This window comes from Chryseobacterium sp. MMO-72 (assembly GCF_037146035.1).
Classification (GTDB): domain Bacteria; phylum Bacteroidota; class Bacteroidia; order Flavobacteriales; family Weeksellaceae; genus Chryseobacterium; species Chryseobacterium indicum.
The window spans coordinates 52,600-78,897 of record NZ_JBBCWG010000001.1; the positions used below are offsets into that span (position 1 = coordinate 52,600).

At 37.7% G+C, this 26,298-nt stretch carries 14 protein-coding genes; 5 read left to right on the top strand and 9 right to left on the bottom strand.

Features of this window, described 5'->3' with window-relative positions:
- From WFH39_RS00265 to tsf, 6 genes are all read right to left on the bottom strand, one after another.
- Positions 1–2,820, bottom strand: a complete 2,820-nt coding sequence (locus WFH39_RS00265) for a T9SS type B sorting domain-containing protein (protein ID WP_336688360.1) — start codon at positions 2,818–2,820, stop codon at positions 1–3.
- A gap of 139 nt (positions 2,821–2,959) precedes the next feature.
- Positions 2,960–6,052 (bottom strand): gliding motility-associated C-terminal domain-containing protein, encoded by a 3,093-nt coding sequence (locus tag WFH39_RS00270; RefSeq protein ID WP_336688361.1) that lies wholly within the window; start codon positions 6,050–6,052, stop codon positions 2,960–2,962.
- A gap of 138 nt (positions 6,053–6,190) precedes the next feature.
- Complete coding sequence (locus tag WFH39_RS00275) at positions 6,191–9,283, bottom strand: gliding motility-associated C-terminal domain-containing protein (protein ID WP_336688362.1); 3,093 nt, start codon at positions 9,281–9,283, stop codon at positions 6,191–6,193.
- 81 nt (positions 9,284–9,364) lie between these two features.
- Entirely contained in the window at positions 9,365–12,721 is a 3,357-nt protein-coding gene (locus tag WFH39_RS00280) for a T9SS type B sorting domain-containing protein (RefSeq protein ID WP_336688363.1), read from the bottom strand.
- A gap of 196 nt (positions 12,722–12,917) precedes the next feature.
- Complete coding sequence (locus tag WFH39_RS00285; RefSeq protein WP_336688364.1) at positions 12,918–17,756, bottom strand: gliding motility-associated C-terminal domain-containing protein; 4,839 nt, start codon at positions 17,754–17,756, stop codon at positions 12,918–12,920.
- Positions 17,757–17,949: 193 nt separating this feature from the next.
- Positions 17,950–18,774, bottom strand: coding sequence for a translation elongation factor Ts (gene tsf / locus WFH39_RS00290; protein ID WP_116100114.1), 825 nt, complete (start codon positions 18,772–18,774; stop codon positions 17,950–17,952).
- 145 nt (positions 18,775–18,919) lie between these two features.
- Between tsf and WFH39_RS00295 the strand changes: the two genes are divergently transcribed.
- Positions 18,920–19,618 carry a DUF6759 domain-containing protein gene (locus WFH39_RS00295; protein ID WP_336688365.1) on the top strand — a complete coding sequence of 233 codons (699 nt, stop codon included), beginning with the start codon at positions 18,920–18,922 and terminating at the stop codon, positions 19,616–19,618.
- 57 nt (positions 19,619–19,675) lie between these two features.
- Here WFH39_RS00295 and WFH39_RS00300 read toward each other — a convergent pair whose 3' ends face one another.
- The gene (locus WFH39_RS00300) at positions 19,676–20,068 is read right to left on the bottom strand and encodes a helix-turn-helix domain-containing protein (protein WP_336688366.1); all 393 of its coding nucleotides are present in this window, start codon (positions 20,066–20,068) and stop codon (positions 19,676–19,678) included.
- A gap of 174 nt (positions 20,069–20,242) precedes the next feature.
- Between WFH39_RS00300 and WFH39_RS00305 the strand changes: the two genes are divergently transcribed.
- Together WFH39_RS00305 and WFH39_RS00310 are read left to right on the top strand one after the other, a co-directional pair.
- Positions 20,243–21,643: a hypothetical protein gene (locus tag WFH39_RS00305; protein ID WP_336688367.1), complete on the top strand. Its 1,401-nt coding sequence runs from the start codon at positions 20,243–20,245 to the stop codon at positions 21,641–21,643.
- Positions 21,644–21,666: 23 nt separating this feature from the next.
- Positions 21,667–22,230: a DUF6705 family protein gene (locus tag WFH39_RS00310; protein WP_336688368.1), complete on the top strand. Its 564-nt coding sequence runs from the start codon at positions 21,667–21,669 to the stop codon at positions 22,228–22,230.
- Between the two features lie 74 nt (positions 22,231–22,304).
- On the opposite strand, the gene WFH39_RS00315 is transcribed toward WFH39_RS00310, so the two are convergent.
- Positions 22,305–23,261: an acetyl-CoA carboxylase carboxyltransferase subunit alpha gene (locus tag WFH39_RS00315; RefSeq protein WP_076390571.1), complete on the bottom strand. Its 957-nt coding sequence runs from the start codon at positions 23,259–23,261 to the stop codon at positions 22,305–22,307.
- Positions 23,262–23,308: 47 nt separating this feature from the next.
- Positions 23,309–24,814 (bottom strand): glutamate--tRNA ligase, encoded by a 1,506-nt coding sequence (gltX, locus tag WFH39_RS00320; RefSeq protein WP_336688369.1) that lies wholly within the window; start codon positions 24,812–24,814, stop codon positions 23,309–23,311.
- A 185-nt stretch (positions 24,815–24,999) separates the two neighbouring features.
- Between gltX and WFH39_RS00325 the strand changes: the two genes are divergently transcribed.
- Both WFH39_RS00325 and WFH39_RS00330 read left to right on the top strand, forming a co-directional pair.
- Complete coding sequence (locus WFH39_RS00325; protein ID WP_336688370.1) at positions 25,000–25,935, top strand: glycosyltransferase; 936 nt, start codon at positions 25,000–25,002, stop codon at positions 25,933–25,935.
- A 16-nt stretch (positions 25,936–25,951) separates the two neighbouring features.
- A complete protein-coding gene (locus WFH39_RS00330; RefSeq protein ID WP_336688371.1) occupies positions 25,952–26,296 on the top strand; it encodes a phosphomannose isomerase type II C-terminal cupin domain in 345 nt (114 codons plus the stop codon).
- Positions 26,297–26,298: the final 2 nt, after the last annotated feature.

The window sequence follows — 26,298 nt, forward strand, 5'->3', positions numbered from 1 at the left end:
TTAATTTCTGTTTTTCACTAGAATCCATCCGGAATATTTAATCGGAGTCTGCTTACCGTTTGGCTCGTTCCAGCTTACATCGTACCAATAGTTTCCTGTAGGTACTTTTTTGCCGCCCACTGCGCCATCCCATTTATATCCGTTTTCTTTATTTCCCTGATGCATTTTTGCTCCGTATCTGTCGTAAATATTGAACACAAGGTTTTTCTTGTTTCCTAACGCGGAATAATCAATCATATCGTTTACACCATCTCCGTTTGGCGTAATTACGTTAATAAGATTAGGTACGGTAACCTCTACCTGCATTGGAGAACAGTTATAAGAATCCTTTACGTAGAACGTATTATTTCCTCTCGGAACATTTGTAAATACATTAGAATCCTGCCAGTGAATATTATCTATTGAATATTGGTAAGGAGCAGTTCCTCCCAATACATTTACCGTAACGGTATTGTTTGAAATATCAATGTTTGAAATAACAGGCTGTTCTGAGGCGTATACTTTTACCGTCTGTCTTGTTACGCAATTTCCGGTTTTAAGATCTACCCAGTAAGTTCCTGTAGTGACATTGCTGATCGACTGTGTAGTTGCTCCTGTACTCCATAAATAGGCAGTAAATCCGGGACCTGCATCTAGCGTTGTTTTATTTTCAATACAGATAATTTTATCCTGCAAAATACTGGAGTAAACCGGAGGGAGAACAATTAATGTAACTTTGGCAATTCTGAAACATCCGTTTGCGTTGCTTACTTTTACGAAAACGACTCCGTTTGGTGCAATATAGTTCGCCGGATTAATGATTTCATTGGTTCCGAGCTGTGCATCCGTTAAAGAAGGATAATATTTTTTTGTAATTCCTGTAGTGGTAGATACAAGAGCCGTTGTAAGGTCAAATAATGCCGTAGCAGGATTAGACGGAATAAAACATGATCTCAGTGTTGCATCCGTTACTGTAGGACTTGCAGAAACAGTTAACGTTAAAGTTACCTGCTCACAATCTGTAAAATCAGGATCATTTCCACAGAATTTATAAACAATAGTATCTATACCCGTAAAACCGAAATTAGGTGTATAAATGATGACTCCGTTCGGATCAATAACCGCAGAACCATTTGTTGGAGGAGTAACAATTGTTACGGTGCTCGGGACGTAAGTCTGAGTAGAATTTGTAAAAGACGGAACCACTGCCTGGAAGCCTTCGCAAACTGTAAGAGCTTTTGTGGATTTCTGAAGACATGTATACACTTTATAAACCGGAGTGATGGCAGGAACGCATGATCCCACAGTAATTCTTACCGTATAATTTCCCGCTACTGTCGGAGTATAGCTATTCGAATTGGCTCCGGGAATAGGATTCCCGTTTAGGAACCATTGGTAGGTTTCATAACTGTCGTCCACTTCAAGAACAAGTCCGGGAATACAGTCTCCCGTCTGTTTTGTAATTAAAGGGATAGAAGAGAATCCGGCGAAATATCCTCCGTAACCTGCCGTACTGTATCCTCCGTTTACTCCGGCTGTTACAGCTTTTGTTGAGGTTACCGTCACATTTCCTGTAATTCCTGTAATAGCATAAGTTACCCAGTTCGTATTTCCTGTTAACGGATAAGGTCCCTGAGCAGCAGTTGGAGTGGCTCCATTCACCGTAACAGCAGCTCCGGCTTCTGTAAGAATATTAAGCTTTAAGGTTACTCCGGAAACACTAGGCATTTCGTTGATCTTTCCGATCTCATCAATTTTTCTCGGAAGGAAACAGTTTAACGGCGGGATATAATTGTATCCTCCAGTATTATTTTCCGTTCCTACACCCACCAATTGATATAAATATACATTTTTGGAAGTAGAAATAAACATATTAAAGTGTCCGCTTGCACCTCCTTGCTGGATGTAGTTTGTTTCATTAATTCTGTACCATTCTCCTGCATTGATTGTGGCAATAGGAGCGGTAGCTCCGTTAATGAAAATCTGTGTATTGTCTTCTGTCGCAATTACAATTCCACCCTCCATGTTTTCTGCCGGAGCGGTAGACCTTGTCTTTACCATGGCAAAGGTATTCCCGAGTCTTTCCACAGGAACAGACTGGTCCATAATTAAATCTGAACCGCTTGAACTTAATGCTCCGAAATTTCCGTTTGCACTTCCGTTGGTTAATGTGATGGGTTTGTTCGAAACTACTTTTGCCCCGATGAATCCGGTAAAGTTTGCCGAGGTACCATTGTTTCCGGCCATAATGTAAGACTGACCTTTGTTCAGTGTGAATGACTGTGAGTTGGCTCCGGAAGGAGTTCCCCCTAAAAATATCAGTCCGGAAGTATTCCATGTAACAGTAACCTGAGTATTGTCTTCCGTTGCTAAAATACCTGCCGTGAAATTATTAGAAGTACCCGTCCCTGCGTTTGTATTGGGAGGATTAGCTACAAAGAATAGTTTCCCGATTCCGGCCTTCCCTTTAGAAGTAATAATTTCTCCGTGAGAAGTCTGGGCAGATCTTAAAGTACAGTAAAAAGGTTTGTCGCCTTTTAAGTACAATCCTTTTGTAATGACCTGAAGGGCTTCCGATGGAGTTGTTGCGGAAATAAGATTTGCGGTCACTGTATACGTTTGAGGATTTCCTTTGCTGATGGTCACAGTAGTAAGCAGTGCATTGTTGCTGTAGATTTTCACATCAAACGGGGTGGTAGAGTCAGTAGAAAGATATACGGCATTGGTATATCCTGTTGTGGATGCATAATAAGGCGCAATCCAGTGCTCAGTATCCCTCTGTGCAAATATGGTACTAATGCTGAAAAACATTAATACAAAAGACAGTAGAATTTTATTCATAATTATAGAATTAGGATTCGTGCAAAAATAACGGAATTTTCTGTTATACCTTCAAATTATATTTGTTAAATGATAACATTATGTCATAAAAAAGCCACGATTTAGATTCGTGGCTTTAATAATTCTTTTTTTTAGTCTTTTAGTCAATATTTTTTACAAGGATCCATCCTGAATATTTGATTGGTGTTTTTTCCTTGTTGGGTTCATTCCAGTTGATGTGGTACCAGTAGGTTCCCGTCACAATTTTCTTGTCAAAATGTTTACCGTCCCACTTGTAATTATTGAATTTATTTCCTGTAAAGATTTTATTTCCGTATCTGTCATAGACCACGAAACTTAAATTTTCTTTGTAAGCAAGCTCGCTGTAATCGATGAAATCATTTTTATTATCACCGTTCGGCGTGATGGCATTTAATAAATTCGGTACGGTTACTTCTACAAAGATCGGGGTACAGTTGTAGGCATCTTTCACATAAAAAGTATGCTGTCCTCTTGAAAGCCCTGTGAATACGTTGGAATCCTGCCAGTTTGCTGGAGAATCGACAGCGTATTTGTAAGGCGCCTGTCCTCCTGTCACCTTTACCGTTGCGGTATTGTTTGAAATTTCAATTTCTGAAATCACAGGATCTACCGCTTTTTTCACACTTACGAACTGTTTTACAGAGCATCCGTTGTCTTTAAGAATTACCCAGTAATCTCCAACAGGAACTCCCGATAAAACCTGAGTGGTTGCTCCCGTGCTCCACAGATAGGACTGATAACCCGGTCCTGCATCAAGATTTGTTCTGCCATCGATACAGATGATTTTATCCACAAGAACAGCTGATCTTTTCGGAGGAATCACCACGAGGTTCACTTTGGCAATCGCATAACATCCGTTTGAGTTGTAAACCCTGATGTAAACCGAAGTATTCCCTGAAACATACGCCAAAGGATTTAATATTTCATTGGTTCCGTTGCTTGCATCTACAAAAGTAGGATAGTACTTTTTGGTAATCGGCGATTCGGCTGAAACATTGGCAAGCGAAAGATTAAATGCAGCCTTTGTTTCATTATTTTCAAGGTAACATTCGCTGATTGTAGCTTCCATCACCACCGGAGTCGGAAGATAGGCTAAAGTAATTTTAGCATTTCCTGTACAACCTTCATTGGTGGTTACTTTTACATAAACATTTCCTGCTGCCGAAAGATAACTGGCAGGGTTTGTAATTTCATTGGTTGCTGCATTCAGATCGGCAAGGGTAGGATAGAACTTCTTCACAACCGGAGTGTAAGTTGTTACATTGGCTGAAGTAAGATCAAAGAACCCTTTACCGTTGTACTGGCATGCTTTAATAGTAGTATCTGTTAAAATGAACGGTACTACGGTAAGATTTAACGTTACCTTTTCACAGTCTATAAATTCGGGAGCATTTCCGCAGAACTGGTAAACAATAGTATCGGGACCTAAATATCCGGGATTCGGAATGTAGGTAATCTGCCCCGAAGAGTTTACGGTTGCTGTACCATTTGCAGGATAGGTAAGAATAGTTACCGTACTTGCCACGGGAGTCTGTGTTGTGGTGAAGGAGAAAGCAGGAGTAATGACTTTCGTAGCACAGGCATTAAGAGCAGCAGTTGTGTTTTTTACGCATGAAAAAACTTTATAGATCGGTGTTGTTACCGGCGGGCATGTTCCCATGGTTACCTTCACGGTATAATTTCCGGCTACGGTAGGCGTGTAGACGTTTTGTGTAGCTCCGGGAATCGGGTTTCCGTTCAGATACCACTGATAAGTTTCATAGCTGTCGTCTACTTCAAGGATAATCCCCGGAATACAGTCTCCTGTCTGTTTTGCAATTAAAGGAATAGAAGAGAATCCTGCAAAATACCCACCGTAACCTGCGGTACTGTATCCTCCGTTTACTCCGGCTGTTACAGCTTTTGTTGAGGTTACCGTCACATTTCCTGTAGGGTTATCAATGGCATAGGTTACCCAGTTTGTGTTTCCTGTTAACGGATAAGGTCCCTGAGCGGCAGTTGGAGTGGTTGCGGGTCCGCCATCTATGCTGTACGTAACTGCGGCTCCTGTCTCTGTTAAAATATTTAATTTTAAAGTGATGCCTGAAATACCAGGCATTTCGTTGATCTTTCCGATCTCATCAATTTTTCTCGGAAGGAAGCAGTTCAATGGCGGAATATAATTGTATCCTCCGGTATTATTTGCTGTACCTACACCTACCAATTGATAAAGATATACATTTTTAGAAGTGGAAACCAGCATATTGAAATGTCCGCTTGTTCCCTGCTGAACATAATTGGTTTCATTGATTCGATACCATTCTCCAGCATTGATTGTCGCTAACGGAGTGGTTCCGCCATTTACAAATATCTGTGTGTTGTCTTCTGTCGCAATTACAATTCCGCCCTCCATGTTTTCTGCCGGAGCAGTAGACTTTGTTTTTACCATGGCAAAGGTATTCCCTAGTCTTTCCACAGGAACAGACTGGTCCATAATTAAATCTGAACCGCCAGAAGTTCCTGCTCCGAAATTTCCGTTTGCACTACCGTTGGTTAAACTAATGGGTTTATCCGAAACAACTTTTGCCCCGATGAATCCGGTAAGGTTTGCCGAGGTACCATTGTTTCCTGCTAATATATAAGACTGTCCTTTATTTAAAGTAAAAGTTTGAGAATTTCCAGTAAAAGTTGAAGGAGCCCCTATGAACTGAATTCCTGAAGTTGTCCATGTAACAGTAACCTGAGTATTGTCTTCTGTTGCTAAAATACCCGCCGTGAAATTATTAGAAGTACCTGTTCCTGCACTGGTATTAGGCGCATTGGCTGCGAAGAACAATTTTCCTATTCCGGCCTTTCCTTTTGAAGTAATAATTTCACCATGAGCGGTCTGGGCGGATCTTAGAGTACAGTAAAATGGCTTATCACCTTTCAGATAAAGCCCTTTATTGATTACAGTAAAAGCATCTGTTGTAGCAGTAGCTGTTATATTTACAAGAGGAACCGAATACGTTTGAGGATTTCCTTTGCTGATGGTCACAGTAGTTAGCACTGCATTGTTGCTGTAGATTTTCACATCAAACGGGGTGGTAGAGTCAGTAGAAAGATATACAGCATTGGTATATCCTGTTGTGGATGCATAATAAGGTGCAATCCAGTGCTCTGTATCCCTCTGTGCAAATATGGTACTAATGCTGAAAAACATTAATACAAAAGACAGTAGAATTTTATTCATAATTATAGAATTAGGATTCTTGCAAAAATAATAGAATATTTAATATGTTCTTAATAATATTCTCAAAAAAAAACTTATAAATACATAAAAAAGCCACGATTTATATTCGTGGCTTTAATAATTCTTTTTTTTTGTCTTTTAGTCAATATTTTTTACAAGGATCCATCCTGAATATTTGATTGGTGTTTTTTCCTTGTTGGGCTCATTCCAGTTGATGTGGTACCAGTAGGTTCCCGTAACAATTTTCTTGTCAAAATGTTTACCGTCCCATTTGTAATTATTGAATTTATTCCCTGTAAAGATTTTATTTCCGTATCTGTCATAGACCACGAAGCTTAAATTTTCTTTGTAAGCCAGCTCGCTGTAATCGATGAAATCATTTTTATTATCACCGTTCGGCGTGATGGCATTTAATAAATTCGGTACGGTTACTTCTACAAAGATCGGGGTACAGTTGTAGGCATCTTTCACATAAAAAGTATGCTGTCCTCTTGAAAGCCCTGTGAATACATTGGAATCCTGCCAGTTTGCCGGAGAATCCACAGCGTATTTGTAAGGCGCCTGTCCTCCTGTTACCTTCACCGTTGCGGTATTGTTTGAGATTTCGATTTCCGAAATCACAGGATCTACCGCTTTTTTCACGCTTACAAACTGTTTTACAGAGCATCCGTTGTCTTTAAGAATTACCCAGTAATCTCCAACAGAAACTCCCGATAAAACCTGAGTGGTTGCTCCCGTGCTCCACAGATAGGACTGATAACCCGGTCCTGCATCAAGATTTGTTCTGCCATCGATACAAATGATTTTATCTACAAGAACAGCTGATCTTTTCGGAGGAATCACCACGAGGTTCACTTTGGCAATCGCATAACATCCGTTTGAGTTGTAAACCCTGATGTAAACCGAAGCATTCCCTGAAACATACGCCAAAGGATTTAATATTTCATTGGTTCCGTTGCTTGCATCTACAAAAGTAGGATAATACTTTTTGGTAATCGGCGATTCGGCTGAAACATTGGCAATCGAAAGATTGAATGCAGCTTTTGTTTCATTATTTTCAAGGTAACATTCGCTGATGGTAGCTTCCATTACCACCGGAGTCGGAAGATAAGCTAAAGTAATTTTAGCATTTCCTGTACATCCTTCGTTGGTGGTTACTTTTACATAAACATTTCCTGCTGCCGAAAGATAACTGGCAGGGTTTGTAATTTCATTGGTTGCTGCATTCAGATCGGCAAGGGTAGGATAGAGCTTCTTCACAACCGGAGTGTAAGTTGTTACATTGGCTGAAGTAAGATCAAAGAAGCCTTTACCGTTGTACTGGCATGCTTTGATAGTAGTATCTGTTAAAATAAACGGTACTACGGTAAGATTTAACGTTACCTTTTCACAGTCTATAAATTCGGGAGCATTTCCGCAGAACTGGTAAACAATGGTATCGGGACCTAAATATCCGGGATTCGGAATGTAGGTAATCTGCCCCGAAGAGTTTACGGTTGCTGTACCGTTTGCAGGATAGGTAAGAATAGTCACCGTACTTGCCACGGGCGTCTGTGTTGTGGTGAACGAGAAAGCAGGAGTAATGACCTTCGTAGCACATGCATTAAGAGCGGCAGTTGTGTTTTTTACGCATGAAAAAACTTTATAGATCGGTGTTGTTACCGGCGGGCATGTTCCCATGGTTACCTTCACGGTATAATTTCCGGCTACGGTAGGCGTGTAGACGTTTTGTGTAGCTCCGGGAATCGGGTTTCCGTTCAGATACCACTGATAAGTTTCATAGCTGTCATCCACTTCAAGAATGATCCCGGGTACGCATTCCCCGGTTTTTTTCGCAATAATAGGAATAGAAGAGAATCCTGCGAAATAGCCTCCGTAACCCGCTGTTCCATATCCTCCGTTAATCCCTGCCGTTACAGCTTTTGTTGAATTAATGGTTAAGTTTCCTGTCGGATTTTCAATGGCATAGGTCACCCAGTTTGTATTTCCTGTTAACGGATAAGGTCCCTGAGCGGCAGTTGGAGTGGTTGCCGGTCCGCCATCAATGCTGTATGTAACAGCAGCTCCAGCTTCTGTAAGAATATTAAGCTTTAAAAAAGTAATATTGCTTGTTGCAATTCCGGGCATTTCATTAATTTTTCCCACCTCATCAATTTTTCTCGGAAGGAAACAGTTTAGCGGCGGAATGTAATTGTATCCTCCATTGTAAGAGAATCCCTGAATGCCTATGAACTGATATAAATATACATTTTTAGAAGTGGAAATGAACATATTAAAATGTCCGCTTCCCGGATTTTGTTCTACATAGCTGGTTTCATTGATTCTGTACCATTGCCCTTCATTAATTGTGGCAACAGCAGTAGTGGAACCGTTGATATATATTTCAGTATTGTCTTCTGTCGCAATTATGATTCCTCCTTCCATATTCAAAGTAGGATTGGTTGCTTTGGTTTTTACCATGGCAAAAGTATTTCCGAGTCTTTCCACCGGAACAGACTGATCCATAATTAAATCGGAACCATCAGAAGTGTTTGTTGCAAAATTTCCGTTCGCATTTCCGTTGGTAAGGGTTACAGGTTTGTCTGAAACCACTTTGGCGCCGATAAATCCATTTAAATTGGCTGAAGTTAAATGATTTCCTGCCAAAATATAAGACTGCCCTTTATTCAGAGTAAATGTCTGTGAGTTTCCTCCGGGGGTACCTCCGATAAAAACTAAACCTGCGGTATTCCATGATACGGTAACCGACGTATTATCTTCTGTGGCAAGAATTCCTGCAGTGAAATTATTACTGGAGCTGTTTGCCGTACTGGGAGTTGCCGCTACATAGAATTTTTTCCCGATCCCTGCTTTGCCTTTCGAGGTTATGATTTCACCATGAGCGGTCTGAGCAGATCGTAAAGTGCAGTAAAAAGGCTTGTCGCCTTTTAAATATAATCCTTTTGTCCCCACTGTAAAAGCATCTGTGCTTGTTGTTCCGTTAATAAGACTGGCGGGAACAGTATAAGAAACAGGCGCTCCTTTTGCAACTGAAACGGTCTGTATCAGGTTATTATTGTTGTATATTCTTACATCAAACGGAGTGGTAGAATCCGTGGAAAGATACACTGCATTAGTGTACCCGGTAACGGATGTGTAAAACGGAGCGATCCAGTGATCTGTGTCTCTTTGGGCAAAAAGCGTGTTAATCGTACAAAATATTAATACGAAAGACAGTAGAAATCTTCTCATATACAATTAATTATGATTTCTACAAATTTAAAATAATATTTAATAAATGTTAACGAAAAATAAAAGAAAGTTTGAAATTTATTAATGATTCTTAATTAAAATCCATCCTGAGTATGAAACAGGTAATTTTGTATCGGGTTCAATCCATTTTAGCAGGTACCAGTATGTTCCTGTAGACAGAGGTCTTCCGTTAATCTTGCCGTCCCATCTGTAATTTTTGTCCGAAGATCTGTATACAGGAGCTCCGTAACGGTCTACAACTTCTATTGAAACATTTTGCTTAATTCTTAAATCTGAATAATCCAACACATCATTTAGCCCGTCTCCGTTTGGAGTAATTGCATTGATAAGATTTAATACTAAAAATTCTTTAATAACTGGTGAACATCCGTCTGCACTTACAACATAAACAGTATGCATTCCTCTGGATAAACCGGTGAAAATATTAGAGGTTTGATAATCAATTCCGTTTAATGAATATTTATATGGAGGAGTCCCCCCTGTAACGGTAACGGTAGCATTATACCCTGAAACCTCAATTTTAGAAATAGAAGGAGATTCAGCTGTGGTAATCTTTACATACTGTCTGTATACACATCCGTTGAATCCAAGATCCACATAATAATTTCCCGCTCCGGCAATGATGGATTGTGTGGTTGCTCCGGTACTCCATAAATAAGAAGTAAATCCGGCACCAGCGTCTAATGTTGTTGTATCATTAGGACATATGACTTTATCAGCAAGTCTTGTAGATTTTTTTGGTGATTTTAAATTGATTGTTAAAACTCCCGTACTCGGACATTCTGTAGCAGAAGTAAATCTGATGTAAAAGGTATTTGTTGCAGAAATATTCTGGTTTGGTGAAATCGCATTGGTTCCCGCCTGTGCATTGGCCAATGTAGAGTAGAACGTAAGGCTTACTCCTGCATTCGCCGTAAAAAGGTTTTTGTAATCATTTAAATTTACTGCTTCAGAACCACTAAGATCACTGTCACAAACATCTGTTGCTGTATTTGCTGTAATTAAAGTAATTCTGTTTCCGATAGTAAAGTTAATCTGACCAAAAACCGGAGGGCAGCTTCCTGTAAGTGCATCCACTCTCACATAAACAGTAGTGTTAGCTGTATACGTCCAGTTTGCTGGAAGTGTATTGTTATTACTCGCATTTGCATCAGCCTGAAGTAAATAATATCTTACATTGAAGTTTGCAGAATTGGTCACAATAACAGGAGTGATGCTTGGGAAATTCACGTTAACGATACCGTCAAAATTATCATCACAAAGTGTCGCATTATAATTACCTGTGTTAATATTTGGAGACGGAGTCGTAGTTAATGTAATTTGTGCGACTTTTGTACAGCCGTATGATGATGTTACATTTGCATAAATGGTTCCTGCAGGTCCTGAATAATTTCCCGGTGTCGCAATGGGAGTTCCTGTTAATGCAGCATTGGTGAAATACTGTACCGTAGTTCCCGAATCCGGTGTTACACTGACTGAGTTTAAATTGAAAGTCCCGTTTCCGTTGGTATCTGCGCATGAAGTTAAGGATGCATTTGTGGTCTGCAAAACATCCGTATTGATGATGATTTTAAAATATTCAAAACTTGCAGGGCTTCCGTTTCCTTCTATGTAATAAATGAAACTGTCCGTTGTATCTGCTGTAAGTCCTGCATTGGGAGTATAGGTGATTTGCCCGGTTGCAGAATTCACAGTTGCAGTTCCGGAAGTAGGTGCTAAAATAATACTTGTATTTGCCGGAACAATAGTCTGTGTAGAATTTGTAAAAACAGGCGAAATCACTTTTGTATTGCATGATCCTATATTATAAGTCGTCGTTGTGATCGGAGGACATAATGTATAGGAATACGGATCTGTAAGCAGAGAACCACAATTATTTTTAGAAACCATACAGGTATAGTTTCCTGCGCCGTATAATTCCGGATTGATGGAATATGAAGTGGCTCCCGGAATAGGATTTCCATTCAGATACCATTGGTAATTGTCGTATGTGTTATCTACCTGTAATAAAATCCCGAGATAGCAATCTCCTGTTTTTGAAATCACAGGAACAGAAGAAAATCCTGCGAAATAGCCTCCATAACCTACTGCGCCGCTTCCTGCTGCAATTCCTGCGGTTACAGATTTGGTAGAATTTACGGTAACAGTTCCTGTAATATTAGGAACAGTATAGGTAACCCAGTTAGGATTTCCGTTTACAGGATAAGGTCCGTTAGCTGTAGCAATCGGATTTCCGTTTAAAGTTACGGTTGCTCCGGTTTGGGTGATAATATTGAGGCGGGTATTAAATGTCTGATTCCCGATTTGATTGATAAATCCTATTTCATCTACTTTATTGGGCATAAAGCAACTCAACGGAGGAATAAAGTTCATCCCTCCTGTAGCATATTCATTGCCTCCGGTTGTAGAAGAAACTCCTGCTAATAACTGATAAACATAGATGTTATTATTGGCAGAAATGCTCATATTGTAATTGTCTCCGGTTCCGTGCTGTATATAATTATTACTCGGAACCATATAATAATCCCCTTCATTCATTACAATACCAGTGGCAATCCCATTAATAGTAATATTTGTATTATTTTCAGTCGCGATAATTAGTGCTGTTTCCATTTCAGATAGTATAGTACCATTTCCCTTCATTAATACAAAATCTTTTCCTAAGCGATTTACTGGTACAGCTTGATCCATTAAAATATCATTATTTATAAAATTCAAAGAAGTGTATAATCCATTGAAATTTCCATTTGTAACAGATATGGGTTTGGTAGATTCAATTTTAGCTCCCACCAAACCACTCAAATTGGAGAATGAGTTACTACTTATCGCATCAATAATGTATGATTGTCCTTTATTAAGTGTAAAAACTTTAGAAGCTGTTGAGCTTCCATCAGAAAAAACAACATTTGGATCATAATTAGATAAAGTCACAGTGGTATTATCTTCTGTAGCTATAACCCCTATTGTTGAGTTAAAGTAATTAGTCTGAGCCGTTAAAGGAGCCATTCCTACATAGAATTTTGTTCCAAGACCAGCCAATCCTTTTGAAGTAATAATTTCGGCATGACTTGGAATTGAAACTCTATAATTTGCAAAGAATTTCTTTGTACCCTTTAGATAAAGCCCCATTGAGTTGGGAGTAAAAAGGCTTGACTGATTTGTTGCGAGCATAAAATTATATGGAATGCTAACTTGAGTAGGATTTCCTTTACTAACCTGTACTGTAGAATATAGGACATTGTTATTGTAAATTTGAACCGAAAAAGGAATTGTTTCATCCGTGGATAAATACAAAAATCCATTAGGATTTCCTGTAACTTCTCTCGCTGACATCGGAGCAAACCAATGATCGGTGTCAAGCTGTGCATTGAATAATAGACAAAGAAATGTACAAATGGTTAGTAAAAGTTTTTTCATATTTCTCAATAAGGGATGCAAATGTAAGTATTAAAAGTCAATTTTTTATATAAATTTTAATTAGTAATTTCTATAATTATGAATATTGTTGAATATTTAATATTTTTTTAATAATTGAAAAGATATTTAAATATTAATAAAAAATCCTGATGATTTTAATTCATCAGGATCAGTGGTATAGTGTAAAGTAAAAAAGTTATTCTCTGTTTTTTATTAAAATCCATCCGGAGTAAGAAACCGGAAGCTTTGTATCGGGTTCAATCCATTTTAAAATATACCAGTAAGTCCCTGTCGGAAGAGGTCGTCCTCCTGATTTTCCGTCCCAGATATAGCTTTTATCTGTAGATTTATAGACAGCAGCTCCATATCGGTCTGAAATTTCAATAGACACGTTTTGTTTTATTTTCAGATCAGAATAATTGAGAACATCATTGATGCCGTCTCCGTTCGGGGTAATTGCATTGATAATATTTACAATTAAAAACTCCTTAACCACAGGTAAACAGCCATCTTTTCCAAGTACATAAACGGTATGAATTCCTCTTGAAAGACCGATAAATGTATTTGAAATCTGATAGTCTATTCCGTTTAACGAGTACTGATAAGGAGGTGTTCCGCCTGTAACATTTACAGTCGCATTAGAAGCTGTTACGTTGATACTGGTAATTGTCGGAGCTTGTGAAGTCGTTACATTAACAAACTGACGATAAACACATCCGTTAAAACCTAAATCTACATAATACGTTCCCGCACCGGCAAGAATAGTCTGAGTAGTTGCTCCTGTACTCCAAGTATAAGAACTGAATTCCGCACCCGGATCCAATACCACTTTTTCTGTGGAACAAACCACTTTGTCAGTAAGCTGACTGGATTTTTTAGGCGATTTAAGCGTTACATTAATAACTCCTGTATTCGGACATTCGGTTCCGCTTACAAATCTCACGTAGAAAGTTTTTGGAGAAGTAATCGTCTGGTTTGCAGGAATTGTGTTAGTGCCATTCTGAGCATCCGCTAAAGTAGCATGAAAAGTTAAAGTAATGGCAGGATTAGTGGTAAATAAATTTTTATAGTCATTAAGATTTACGTTTTCAGAACCGTTAAGATCATTATCGCAAATATCCATATTCACGACGTTGGTAAGCAGCGTAATTTTATTTCCGATTTTAAAATTAATCTGTCCGAAAGCCGGAGGACAACTTCCTCCCGCTGCGTCTACTCTTACATAAACGGTAGTATTTGCTGTATACGTCCAGTTTACAGGCAGAGTGTTACCATTTCCGGCATTTGCATCAGCCTGACTCAAATAATATCTTACCGTAAAATTCGCAGCGTTGGTAACAATCTGAGGAGTAACGGTTGAAAAATTCACGTTAACGATTCCGTCAAAATTATCATCACAAAGACTCGCATTATAATTTGCGGTGTTAATATTAGGCGATGGAGTGGTTGTTAAAGTAATCTGTGCCTGTCTGGAACATCCGTTTGCCGAAGTAATATTTGCATAAATAATTCCCGCCGGTCCTGAATAATTCGCAGGATTGGTAATCTGTCCGGTTAAATTAGAATTGGTAAAATAAGTTACCGTCACTCCCGGATCAGAAGAAACATTGGCTATGGTTAAATTATAAGTTCCGTTTCCGTTGGTTCCTGCGCACGAAGATAAAGTGGCATTCGTAACATTAGGCAAAGGATTTACCGTTAAAGTAATCTGAGCTGCTTTTGAACAGCCTGCTGCGGAAGTTACATTGGCATAAACAATTCCTGAAGCTCCCGAATAATTCGCAGGATTTGTAATCTGTCCTGTTAAATTTGAATTGGTAAAATAAGTTACTGTAACTCCCGGATCAGAAGAAACGTTAGCTGAAGTTAAATTAAAAGTTCCGTTTCCATTAGTTCCTGCACAAGATGTTAAAGTCGCGTTATTCGTATTGGGTAAAGAATTTACTGTTAAAGTGATCTGAGCGGTTTTCGAACAACCGTTTGCAGAAGTCACATTCGCATAAATAATTCCTGATGGACCTGAATAGGTTGCAGGATTAGTTATTTGTCCTGTCAGATTTGAATTTGTAAAATACGTTACCGTAATTCCCGGATCAGAAGAAACGTTGGCTGCAGTTAAATTGAACGTTCCGTTTCCGCCTGTTCCTGTACATGAAGTCAGAGAAGCATTGTTAACATTCGGAGAAGCATTTAAAGCTAATGTAATCTGTGCCTGTCTGGAACATCCATTCGCAGAAGTAATATTTGCATAAATAATTCCAGCCGGTCCGGAATACGTCGCAGGATTGGTAATCTGTCCGGTTAAATTAGAATTGGTAAAATAGGTTACCGTCACTCCCGGATCAGAAGAAACGTTGGCTGTGGTTAAATTATAAGTTCCGTTTCCGTTGGTTCCTGCGCACGAAGATAAAGTGGCATTCGTAACATTAGGCAAAGAATTTACCGTTAAAGTAATCTGAGCTGCTTTTGAACAGCCTGCTGCAGAAGTTACATTGGCATAAACAATTCCTGAAGCTCCCGAATAGTTCGCAGGATTGGTAATCTGTCCCGTTAAATTAGAATTGGTAAAATAAGTTACTGTAACTCCCGGATCAGAAGAAACGCTGGCTGAAGTTAAATTGAAAGTTCCGTTTCCATTGGTTCCTGCACAAGATGTTAAAGTCGCATTATTCGTGTTGGGTAAAGAATTTACCGTTAAAGTGATTTGAGCGGTTTTCGAACATCCGTTTGCTGAAGTCACATTCGCATAAATAATTCCTGAAGGACCTGAATAGGTTGCAGGGTTGGTAATTTGCCCCGTCAAATTTGAATTCGTAAAATACGTTACCGTAATTCCCGGATCAGAAGAAACATTGGCTGCTGTTAAATTGAACGTTCCGTTTCCGCCTGTTCCTGTACATGAAGCCAGAGAAGCATTGTTAACATTTGGTAAAGCATTTAAAGTTAATGTAATCTGAGCGGTTTTTGAACAGCCGTACTGTGAAGTCACATTGGCATAAATAGTTCCTGCCGATCCGGAATACGTCGCAGGGTTTGCAATCTGTCCGGTTAAATTTGAATTGGTAAAATAAGTTACCGTAGTTCCCGGATCAGAAGAAACATTTACGGAAGTCAGATTGTAAGTTCCGTTTCCGTTGGTTCCTGCACAGGATGCTAAAGAACCGTTGTTTACCTGTAAAACATTTGTATTAATAATGATTTTAAAATACTCAAAATCAAAAGGATTTCCATTCCCTTGAACATAGTATATGAAATTATCGGTAGTGTTCGTTGCAGAAGGATTGGGAGTATAAGTAATTTGTCCTGTTGTTGGATTTACCGTAGCAGTTCCCGATGTTGGTGGTGAAATAATACTGGTAAGCGATGGAACGATAGTCTGCGTAGAGTTTGTAAACGCCGGAGTAATCACTTTTGTGTTACAAGACCCGATATTGTAAGTTGTAGTGGAAATCGGAGGGCATAAAGTATAGCTGTAAACTCCTGTTAATCTGGTTTCACAGTTGTTTTTTGTAATTAAACAGGTATAATCTCCGGCTCCGTATAATTCTGGATTGATTGAGAAAGAGGTTGCTCCCGAAATTGGATTTCCATTTAAAAACCACTGATAAGAATCGTAATTATTATCAACCTGTAAAAGAATTCCTGCGTAGCAGTCGCCGGTTTTTGTAATCGCCGGAACAGATGAAAACCCTGCAAAATACCCCCCGTAACCTACTGCACCGTTTCCGGCTGCAATTCCTGCCGTAACAGGAAGGGTGGAATTTACCGTGACATTTCCGTTAACGCCCTGTAGAGAATACGTTACCCAGCCCGGATTTCCCGTTACAGGATAAGGTCCGCTGATTGCGCCGATGGCACTTCCGTTAAACGTTACATTGGCTCCTGTCTGGGTAATGATATTAAGTTTGGTATCAAAAGAATTGCTTCCTATTTTATTGATAAAACCGATTTCGTTAATTTCTTTTGGTAAAAAACAGCTTAAAGGCGGGATAAAATTCATTCCTCCGGTTGCGTATACCGTACTTCCTGAAGTTCCTGCAAGAAGCTGATAAACATACACATTATTATTGGCAGAAATACTCATGTTGTAATGTCCGTTCCCCTGATTGATATAGCTGGTTCCCTGAACAATGTAATATTGTCCTGCATTCAGTGTGACATTTCCTAAAAGAGTACCGTTTACGGTAAGTTTGGTGTTATTTTCCGTGGCAATAACCAAAGCAGCTTCCATTCCGGAATTGGCAGGTCCGTTTCCTTTTACCAAAGCAAATGTTTTTCCTAATCTTTCTACAGGAACAGCCTGATCCATCAGAATATCCACATTGCTGTTGTTCTGTGTGGTATAGATACTGTTGAAATTACCGTTGGTTACCGAAATAGGTTTGTTCGCCGTAATTTTTGCGCCAACCAATCCTGTTAAATTGCTTGAGGATAGATCACTCTGCGCTTCAATGATATATGATTTCCCTTTATTGATGGTAAACGTTCTTGAGGGTGATGAAGTACCGTCAGAGAAAATGACGTTCGGATTGTAACCGGATAATGTTACGGTTGTATTGTCTTCCGTTGCAATAAATCCAATGGTTGAATTAACGTAAGGTTTTGCGGTTGTATTCGGGGCAACGCCTACGAAAAAGTTTTTCCCGATTCCTGCCAGACCTTTGGAAGTGATGATTTCTGCCTGATTGGGAACTGCAAATCTGAAGTTGGCAAAGAATTTTTTAGGACCTTTCACCTGTAATCCCATTGATCTCTGTGTAAAAAGATTGGATGGAGTAGAGGCAATCATATAATTGTTCGGAATGGTAACCTGTACCGGATTGTTTTTACTCACCTGAACAGTAGAAAACACCGTATTGTTGTTGTAAATCTGAACCGAAAACGGAGTCGTTTCATTGGTGGATAAATACAGATAGCATTCCGGAGTACCCTGAAGTGAACTTGCCGACATTGGCGCAAACCAGTGTTCCGTATCCAGTTGGGCATTAAGAATTAAATAAAAAAAAGAGCAAAAGATTAGTAGAAATTTTTTCATGTCTAATAATAAGGGCTGCAAATCTAAGCATTAATAATCAATTTTTTATGATGATTTTTATCTAAATAACTCCATTTAATGTAATTTTTAAATATTTAATAATATGTTAATATTTAGAAGGTTCGCTGTTTTCGGCATAAAAAAATCCCGATGAAAAAAATCATCGGGATTAATATTTTTAATCTTAAAAAGATTATAAGCTGATTCTGATAAATCCTGTTACTTTAAGATCTGCATTTACAGACTTCACATAGTCAGCAACTGACATAGAGCTGTCTTTGATGAAATCCTGGTGTACCAAAGTATTGTCTTTGTAGAATCTCTGCATTTTACCTTTAAGGATATTATCGATAATGTTTGCAGGTTTCCCTTCTTCTACAAGTTTGTGTCTTTCGATTTCTAATTCTTTATCGATGGTTTCCTGAGAAACAGAAGTTTCATCAAGAGCGATTGGGTTCATCGCAGCAGCCTGCATAGAAACAGATTTTGCAACTTCATCTGCTCCGTCTACTTTTGCAGAAAGAGAAGTGATGGCAGCGATTTTGTTTCCAGCGTGGATGTAAGCTCCTAAATAAGGACCTGTAATTCTTTCGAATGCACCGATCTCGATTTTTTCACCGATAACACCTGTTTGCTCGATTAATTTTTCAGCAACAGTGATTCCGTGGAAATCTGTAGCCAATAATTCTTCTTTAGAAGCAGCAAAAATTGCCATTTCAGCCAATTCATAAGCTAGTTCGATGAAAGCTTCGTTTTTACCTACGAAGTCAGTCTCACAATTTAAAGAGATAATAGCACCTAAAGTATTATCTTCGTTTACTCTAGCGATTACTGCACCTTCAGTAGACTCTCTGTCAGCTCTGTTAGCAGCAACTTTCTGTCCTTTTTTTCTAAGGATATCTACCGCTTTTTCGAAATCTCCTTCAGCTTCAACTAAAGCTTTTTTGCAGTCCATCATACCTGCACCTGTTTGGTTTCTCAATTTTGCTACGTCTGCAGCAGCTGGTGTATAAGACATAATATCTATTATTTTTTTTATTTAAGATTAGTATTAATTTTTAGCTTAATTTTAAAGCGATGCAAAGATAATGATTTTAATGATAAACTAAAAAATGACTTTTTGCGTTATTTGTATATTTAATAAATTTTTAAATGCTTACTTAATGAAAAAAATATTTCTCCTCATATTTTTATGCATTTTCACTCTCGGATTTTCGCAAAAAAAGAAAAAAACGAAATCCAAAGGCATCGTAGAAAAGGAAACTGCCATCATCTATACAGAAAGTGATGCGGAAACCACTGCGGAAGCAAGAGTGATTGCAGGATTTCTGAAACAAAATCCCGGACATGCCAAAACAGACTATTTCAAAAGAAAACTGATTGCCATTATCACAACAGGAAATTCTCCTGAAGCCAAGCCAACCATTAAACCCTTAAGTGAAGATAAAATAAAACAGATGGTTTTGGATAACAACAGCCTGAACAATTCTAAAACCATTGCAGCCAATGCTTCCAAAGCGGAAAGAACCGTAAACTACGCGAGTGTTTCCGGATCGAATAAAAAATCTACCGGAGCAAGCGAACAGAACAAAAAGACAGCAGCCATGTTAACCCATCTTTTTAATAATGATCCGATGGATAAGGAAGCGTATATCAATATTAAAAACAGGTCTAAATGTAATCTGATTGTAAAGATCAACGGAAAAAAATATTATAATCTGGATGTTCCGGCAAACGGACAGAATTTTCTATTGGTAGAAAAAGGAGAATATATTTTAACCACAATGGTTTGTGATGCCAAATATTCGTCCCTGAAAAAGATCAACAAAGATATTGAGATCGAATTGAATCTGAGTGAATAATTAAATAGACAAAAGAACTAAAAAAACCGGTTAAGAAATTTTCTTAACCGGTTTTTTTTAATTTACAGGATTGCTGGAGTTTCCAGCCTGGTCTTTCCAGAATTCTACCTGCTCCTTTAATTCTTTTATACGTTCTTCGTAGAGTTCAATTACCTTTTCTGATAAGGAATTTATAGTATTAATAGTACCTACAAATTGAAATGCCATTCCCCCTTTTTGATCTGTATTTTCTTGTTCAAGATTATTAGCTTCATCCGTAAGAAAGTTCTCAGGTTTTATTTCAAAAATTTCACTTAATTTTTCAATATGATGTACCCATGAATTGCTTTCCCCGCTTTCTATGCGTGCATAGGCAGACTGGGAGATGTGTAGTTTATCTGCCATATCATCCTGAGAAAACCCTTTGGATTTTCTTAATCTTTTTATTTTCTCAGCTACGGTATTTGTCATCGGTATAAATATTTAAAACAAATATAGAAAATTATTTCAAATCACTGGCTTTACCCGATAATCGGGTAATTTTATGCAAATATAGGTTTTTGGGGAAGTATTATTTTTCACATATTTGTAGAGTAATTTAAAAAAAACAGTATATTTAACCTATTAAAAAAACAACAAATAACTATGACGAAAAAAATGATTTCGTGGCTGGCATTTATGTCGGTCTTTAGTGTACTGCTTTATTCCTGCAGAACGGATGAAGCTATCCAGGAGCAAGAACATCAGCAAAAAGAAAAAATTGCTGCTTTTGAAAGATTTGAGAAAGAGCACTCCAGAGAATTAACAGATTTTAAAAACCGCTATGCTAAAGGTGAAGAAAATACAGAATTCAGCTATGCAGATCCTTTTAGCAGTATTATCTACAATTTTATCGTAAAACATCCGGATTTTTACAAGCAATTATATGATGATTTCGGATCTATCGATTATAATGTTTCTTCCCAAACCTTTGGAACCACTAATAAATATATTCTTTATCCTATTCTTAAAGAAGGCGTGGTAACGGCGCTGTGGTACGGAAAGATTAATGAAGACAGAAGTTGGGTAGATTTTTATCTTGTGAATAACCAGTCGGCTTTAGCACAATCTATTATTTTCGAATTTCAGCAGCATTATGCGCAGCATCAGCAAACAGCGCGGGGAGAATCTGATCCTCCGATAAAAGATATCGAGGAAGTGATAATTACCGTTCATACAACAGAGGAGGCCCCTATACCGGATATTATAATAAATACCGGCGGATATTCGCCGCCGTATACCGGAGACATGAGCGGCGGTCCTATTCTACACGGTGGCGGAGGATGGGCACCGCAAACGCCGCAGAACAACCAGACGCCCTGCGAGAAAACTAAATCTGTCCTTAATAAACCAAATGTACAAGCGGGAATAAATAATGTAAAAACACAGGCATTAAGCACTCTGAGTAACATAAACGCAGGAGAAATAGGTTTTAAAGAGAAGAAAGACGGAACAATAGTTCCTGCTAATGTTAGTGCTGCTCACCATGTGATATTTAATGACGTGACTGATTCTTATGGGGGATACCATAATCACACAGCATTAGGAACACATATGTTTTCCCCACCAGATATAGATGCTCTATTTGGGTTTGCAGCTGCACAAAGTATACAAGATGGTGTTGGAAATGCTTATTTAGGGATGATTGCAGCGGAATGGTGTAATTGTCCACCAAGCAATCAGCAATTTATAAACTATGTAATAACTTATACAGGAACAGGTGCAGAGTTGGGAGGTTATACTTACACAACGGCACAAATGAATCAATTTATTATAGATTATCAAAAAGTTGTAAGTAATCTAACTAATAAATCTAAAAGTGGAACGACTTACATAAAAAATTCTGGAGACCTTAACGAAAAAGGATTGGAAAAATTGTTCTTTGAAACGCTTAAAATTATGAATTTAAGTGGAAAAGTGAATTTGCAGCGAATAGAACCTAATGGTAACGTTTATAATGTAAATTTAGACATAAATGGAATTCCTGTAGGGACACCTTGTCCTTAATTAAAAAATTTTAAATATAAAATATGAACTTAATTAAATTTTTAACGTTAGCTTTAATTACTAGCTTAGTTTCTTGTCAAGCTCAAACTTTACCTCTTAATACTTCTTTTTTTGATATACCAAATGGTGCATATTTAAAAGATATTAATAATGAGCTTAATTCTTACATAGGAATTTATAAAGCAAGTTTTAATAGTAAAGAGATTACTCTTTATATAACTAAGCAAGAACATAAATTAGAAGAAAGTGGTCAAAAGAATTATTATATGGATGTCTTAGTAATAAAATATATTGTGAAAAATCCATCTGGAGTTATTTTACAGGATACCCAAAATAATAATCTTAATATTGCGGCTTTGTACAGTATTGATATTGATTCAATTGAAAATACAGTAAATTTTGTTTATACGGGTACAAATTGTAACATAGGTTTTGGAGGAATTAAACTAAAAAAAATTAGTTCAACACAAGTTTCGTGGGAATATAGACCCAATGATATAGTTACAACTGCAGCTAAATGCCCTCCTAATTTAGATACAACGATTTATCTACCAGAAACAAAAGATTTAATCTTTACCAAGCAATAGTGAAAGTTAACCTTTGTTTTGTACAATAAAAATAAAAACCGGCTAAGAAGATTTTTCTTAACCGGTTTTATATTTTATCCTTTAAATTGCCCCATCGCAATGAATTTCTCCTGTCTCTGGGTTTCAAGTTCTTTTCCAGTGAATTTTGAAAAGGCTTTGATGTTCTGCAATATTGAATTTTTAAGATTCAGATACGTTGTTTCCGGATCGTAATGTGCTCCTCCAAGAGGTTCTTCCACAATTCCGTCAATGAATTTTTCTCTTAAAGCATCTTTCGGAGTCAGGTTCAGAGCGTTTGCCGCATCTTCTTTATGATCCCAGTTTCTCCAAAGGATGGATGAGCAGCTTTCCGGTGCAATTACCGTATACCAAGTGTTTTCCAACATATATACTTTGTTTCCTACACCAATTCCTAAAGCTCCGCCACTCGCTCCTTCACCAATGATATAGGTGAAAATAGGAGTCTTAAGCATCGTCATTTCAAAAATGTTTCTTGCAATTGCTTCTCCCTGTCCTCTTTCTTCCGCTTCAAGACCAGGATAAGCTCCCGGTGTATCTACCAAAGTAATTACAGGAATTCTGAATTTTTCTGCAAGCTTCATCAGTCTTAAAGCTTTTCTGTATCCTTCAGGATTCGGCATTCCGAATCTTCTGTGCTGTCTTTCTTTTGTAGTTCTTCCTTTCTGAGTTCCGATGATCATTACTTTCTGACCGTCCAAGGTTGCTAAACCACCGATCATGGCAGGATCATCTGCGAAATTTCTGTCTCCGTGAAGTTCTAAGAAACTGCCTTTATCCACCATCCCGTGGATATAGTCCAGTGTATAAGGACGATCCGGATGACGGGAAAGTTGTACTCTTTGCCAAGGGGTAAGATTTCCATAGATTTCTTTTTTCTTTTCTATGATTTTATCCTCGATCTGGCTACATGCTAATTTTACATCAACACCACTTTCTTCTCCTACTAAAGAACAGGTTTGGTATTGGTCCATTAATTCTTTTATAGGAAGTTCGAAACTTAAATATTCCATTCTTGAAGTAAATTAAATCTTTCAAATTTATGAAAAATTATCAAAATCTATTTAAAATTATTTACTGCATTGTTTATTCTGGAGATAGTCTCCTCTTTTCCAAGAAGTTCCATGATGTCCGGAACATCTGGTCCTTTCAGTTCTCCTACTAAAGATAATCGCAACGGCATCATCACTTTACCCATTCCCAGACCTTTATTTTCCGCGAAATCATGAACCTTCTGCTTAAGATTTTCAGCATTAAAATCAGTCACTTCAAGATTTGAAGCCAATTCCCCTAAAATTGCCGAAGTTTCATCATTCCAGGCTTTTTTAGATGCTTTTTCGTCATAAGAAGTGGGTGCTTCGAAGAAAAACTTTCCGTTTTCATAGATATCTTTCGGGAAGGTAGCTCTTTCTTTCATCAGCTTAATCACTTTTAACAGTTTGTCGTCTGAAAGTGTTAAATTTAAATCTGAATTTTTAAGAATATTCAGTAAATCTTCATCCGAAGTTTTCTGGATGTACTGATGATTGAACCATTCTGCTTTTTCTTTGCTGAATCTTGCTCCGGCTTTATGAACTTTATTCAGATCAAATTCTTTTGCCATTTCATCCAGAGATAAAATTTCTTTATCGTCTGCAGGAGACCAGCCTAAAAGCGCAACCATATTGATGAATGCTTCAGGAAGATATCCGCTTTCTCTGTATCCTTTGGAAACATTTCCTGTTGCAGGATCTTTAAAATTCAAAGGAAATACAGGGAACCCGAATTTATCGCCATCTCTTTTGCTTAGTTTTCCTTTTCCTTCAGGTTTTAAAATCAAAGAAAGATGGGCAAACTGAGGCGCTTCCCAACCCATTGCTTCATATAATAAGGTATGCAGTCCTAAAGAAGGCAGCCATTCTTCACCACGGATAACGTGAGAAATTTCCATTTCGTGGTCATCGATGATGTTGGCGAAATGATAAGTCGGCATTCCATCGTTTTTTACCAGAACTTTATCGTCTAAAGTATTGGTATTCACGGAAGAATTTCCTCTGATGATGTCTACAAGATTTAATGTTCTGTCGATCGGCATTTTGAATCTCACGACATACGGCGTTTTTTCATCCAGCAATTTCTGAACTTCCTCTTCAGAAAGAGCAATACTGTTTCTCAAACGGTTTCTTGATTTATTGTCATAAGAAAAAACGTCTCCTCTTGCCTCATATTCTGCACGGATCGCGTCCAGTTCTTCAGCGGTATCAAAAGCAATGTAAGCATAATCTGTTTTTAAGATCTGCTCTGTATATTTATCGTAAATATCTCTTCTTTCAGATTGTCTGTACGGAGCGAATTTTCCTCCTTTTTTCGGGCTTTCATCGGCAATAATTCCGCACCATTCAAGGGCTTCTTCAATGTATTCTTCTGCTCCTTCAACGTATCTTGCGGTATCTGTATCTTCAATTCTTAATACAAATTCGCCTCCTTGGTTTTTAGCAAAAAGATAATCGTATAATGCGGTTCTTACGCCTCCTAAATGTAAAGGTCCCGTAGGACTTGGAGCAAAACGTACTCTTACTTTGTCCATTTTAAATAAAAATTTTTGCAAATTTACTTAAACTAATATAAAAAGGTACATTTATTTGCGATAAAGTAATTTTAATCATGTATTTGAATGATTTAATTTTAGGATAATAAAAATCATCTAAAATAATTTCCTTTTCGAAAAATAACAGATATAATGCTGTATTTTTGTGAAGTTTTAAATTCACCATGGCACAAGTTAAAAAACAGAATAAATTATCTTTTTATATTCAGGGATTTGCACGAGGATTATTTCCTGTACAATCTTTTGAAAAAAAGATTGATCATCTCTATAAAAGAGTCTCCAAAGAACAGCTTAAAACTGTTGAAAAAAGAGTAGACTATTACAATAAAATTTCCGTTGAAACTCTGGTAAATCATTCCGGAACTACGATTGCAGATCTTTTGAAGCCCAAAACTCCGAAAGCCTATTATTTTGATACCTATGAGTATGCAAGATATTTTCCGAAAAATTTAAAGATTGATTTTGCATTTGGTGATGTCAATACTATTCTGGATTTTCCCAAAATAACGAAAAGCCGTCCTATTCACGGAAATAATGAGAACAATATTTTACTGAATCTGGACAAAGCAAGACATTTTGTATCTGTAAAAGACAATCTTAATTTTTCTGAAAAGAAAAATATCATGATCGGAAGAGCGGCAGTTCATCAGGAACACCGAAAAAGATTTTATGAAAAATATTTTCACAATCCGCTTTGTGATCTGGGACAGGTAAACAAAAACGGAAATCAGGAATGGATAAAACCTAAGATTTCGATCGGGGAACATCTGAAGAATAAATTTATTTTGAGTCTTGAAGGAAATGATGTTGCCACAAATTTAAAGTGGATCATGTCTTCGAATTCCATTGCTGTTTCTCCTCCTTTAAAAATGGAAACATGGTATATGGAAGGAACTTTAAAACCGGATGAGCATTTTATCGGGATTAATGAGAATTATGAAAATCTTGAGGAAAAACTTCAGTATTACATCGATCATGAAAATGAAGCTTTGGAAATAATACGAAATGCCAAAGAATACAGAGCGCAGTTTAAAGATAAAAATGTTGAAAATTTAATATCACTTTTGGTATTGAAAAAATATTTTGACTACATTCGCTAAAAATTATTAAACAAATATGTTAGAAATCGGAGAAAGACCTTGGGGAAAATATTATGTTTTAGCGGATGAGCCACATTATAAGCTGAAAAGAATAGAAGTAAATCCGGGACAGAAATTATCTTACCAGTATCATCATAAAAGACAGGAACAGTGGACGATCATTGAAGGTGATGCGACCGTAGTTCTGGATGGTAAAGAAGTCAGTTTATCTTACGGCGAAAGCATTTTTATACCTCTTGGTGCCAAACACAGAATAATGAATCTTTCCGATAAACCGGTCGTTTTTATCGAAGTACAAACGGGAACTTATTTCGGGGAGGATGATATTGTAAGGCTTGAGGATGAATATGATCGACAATAAAT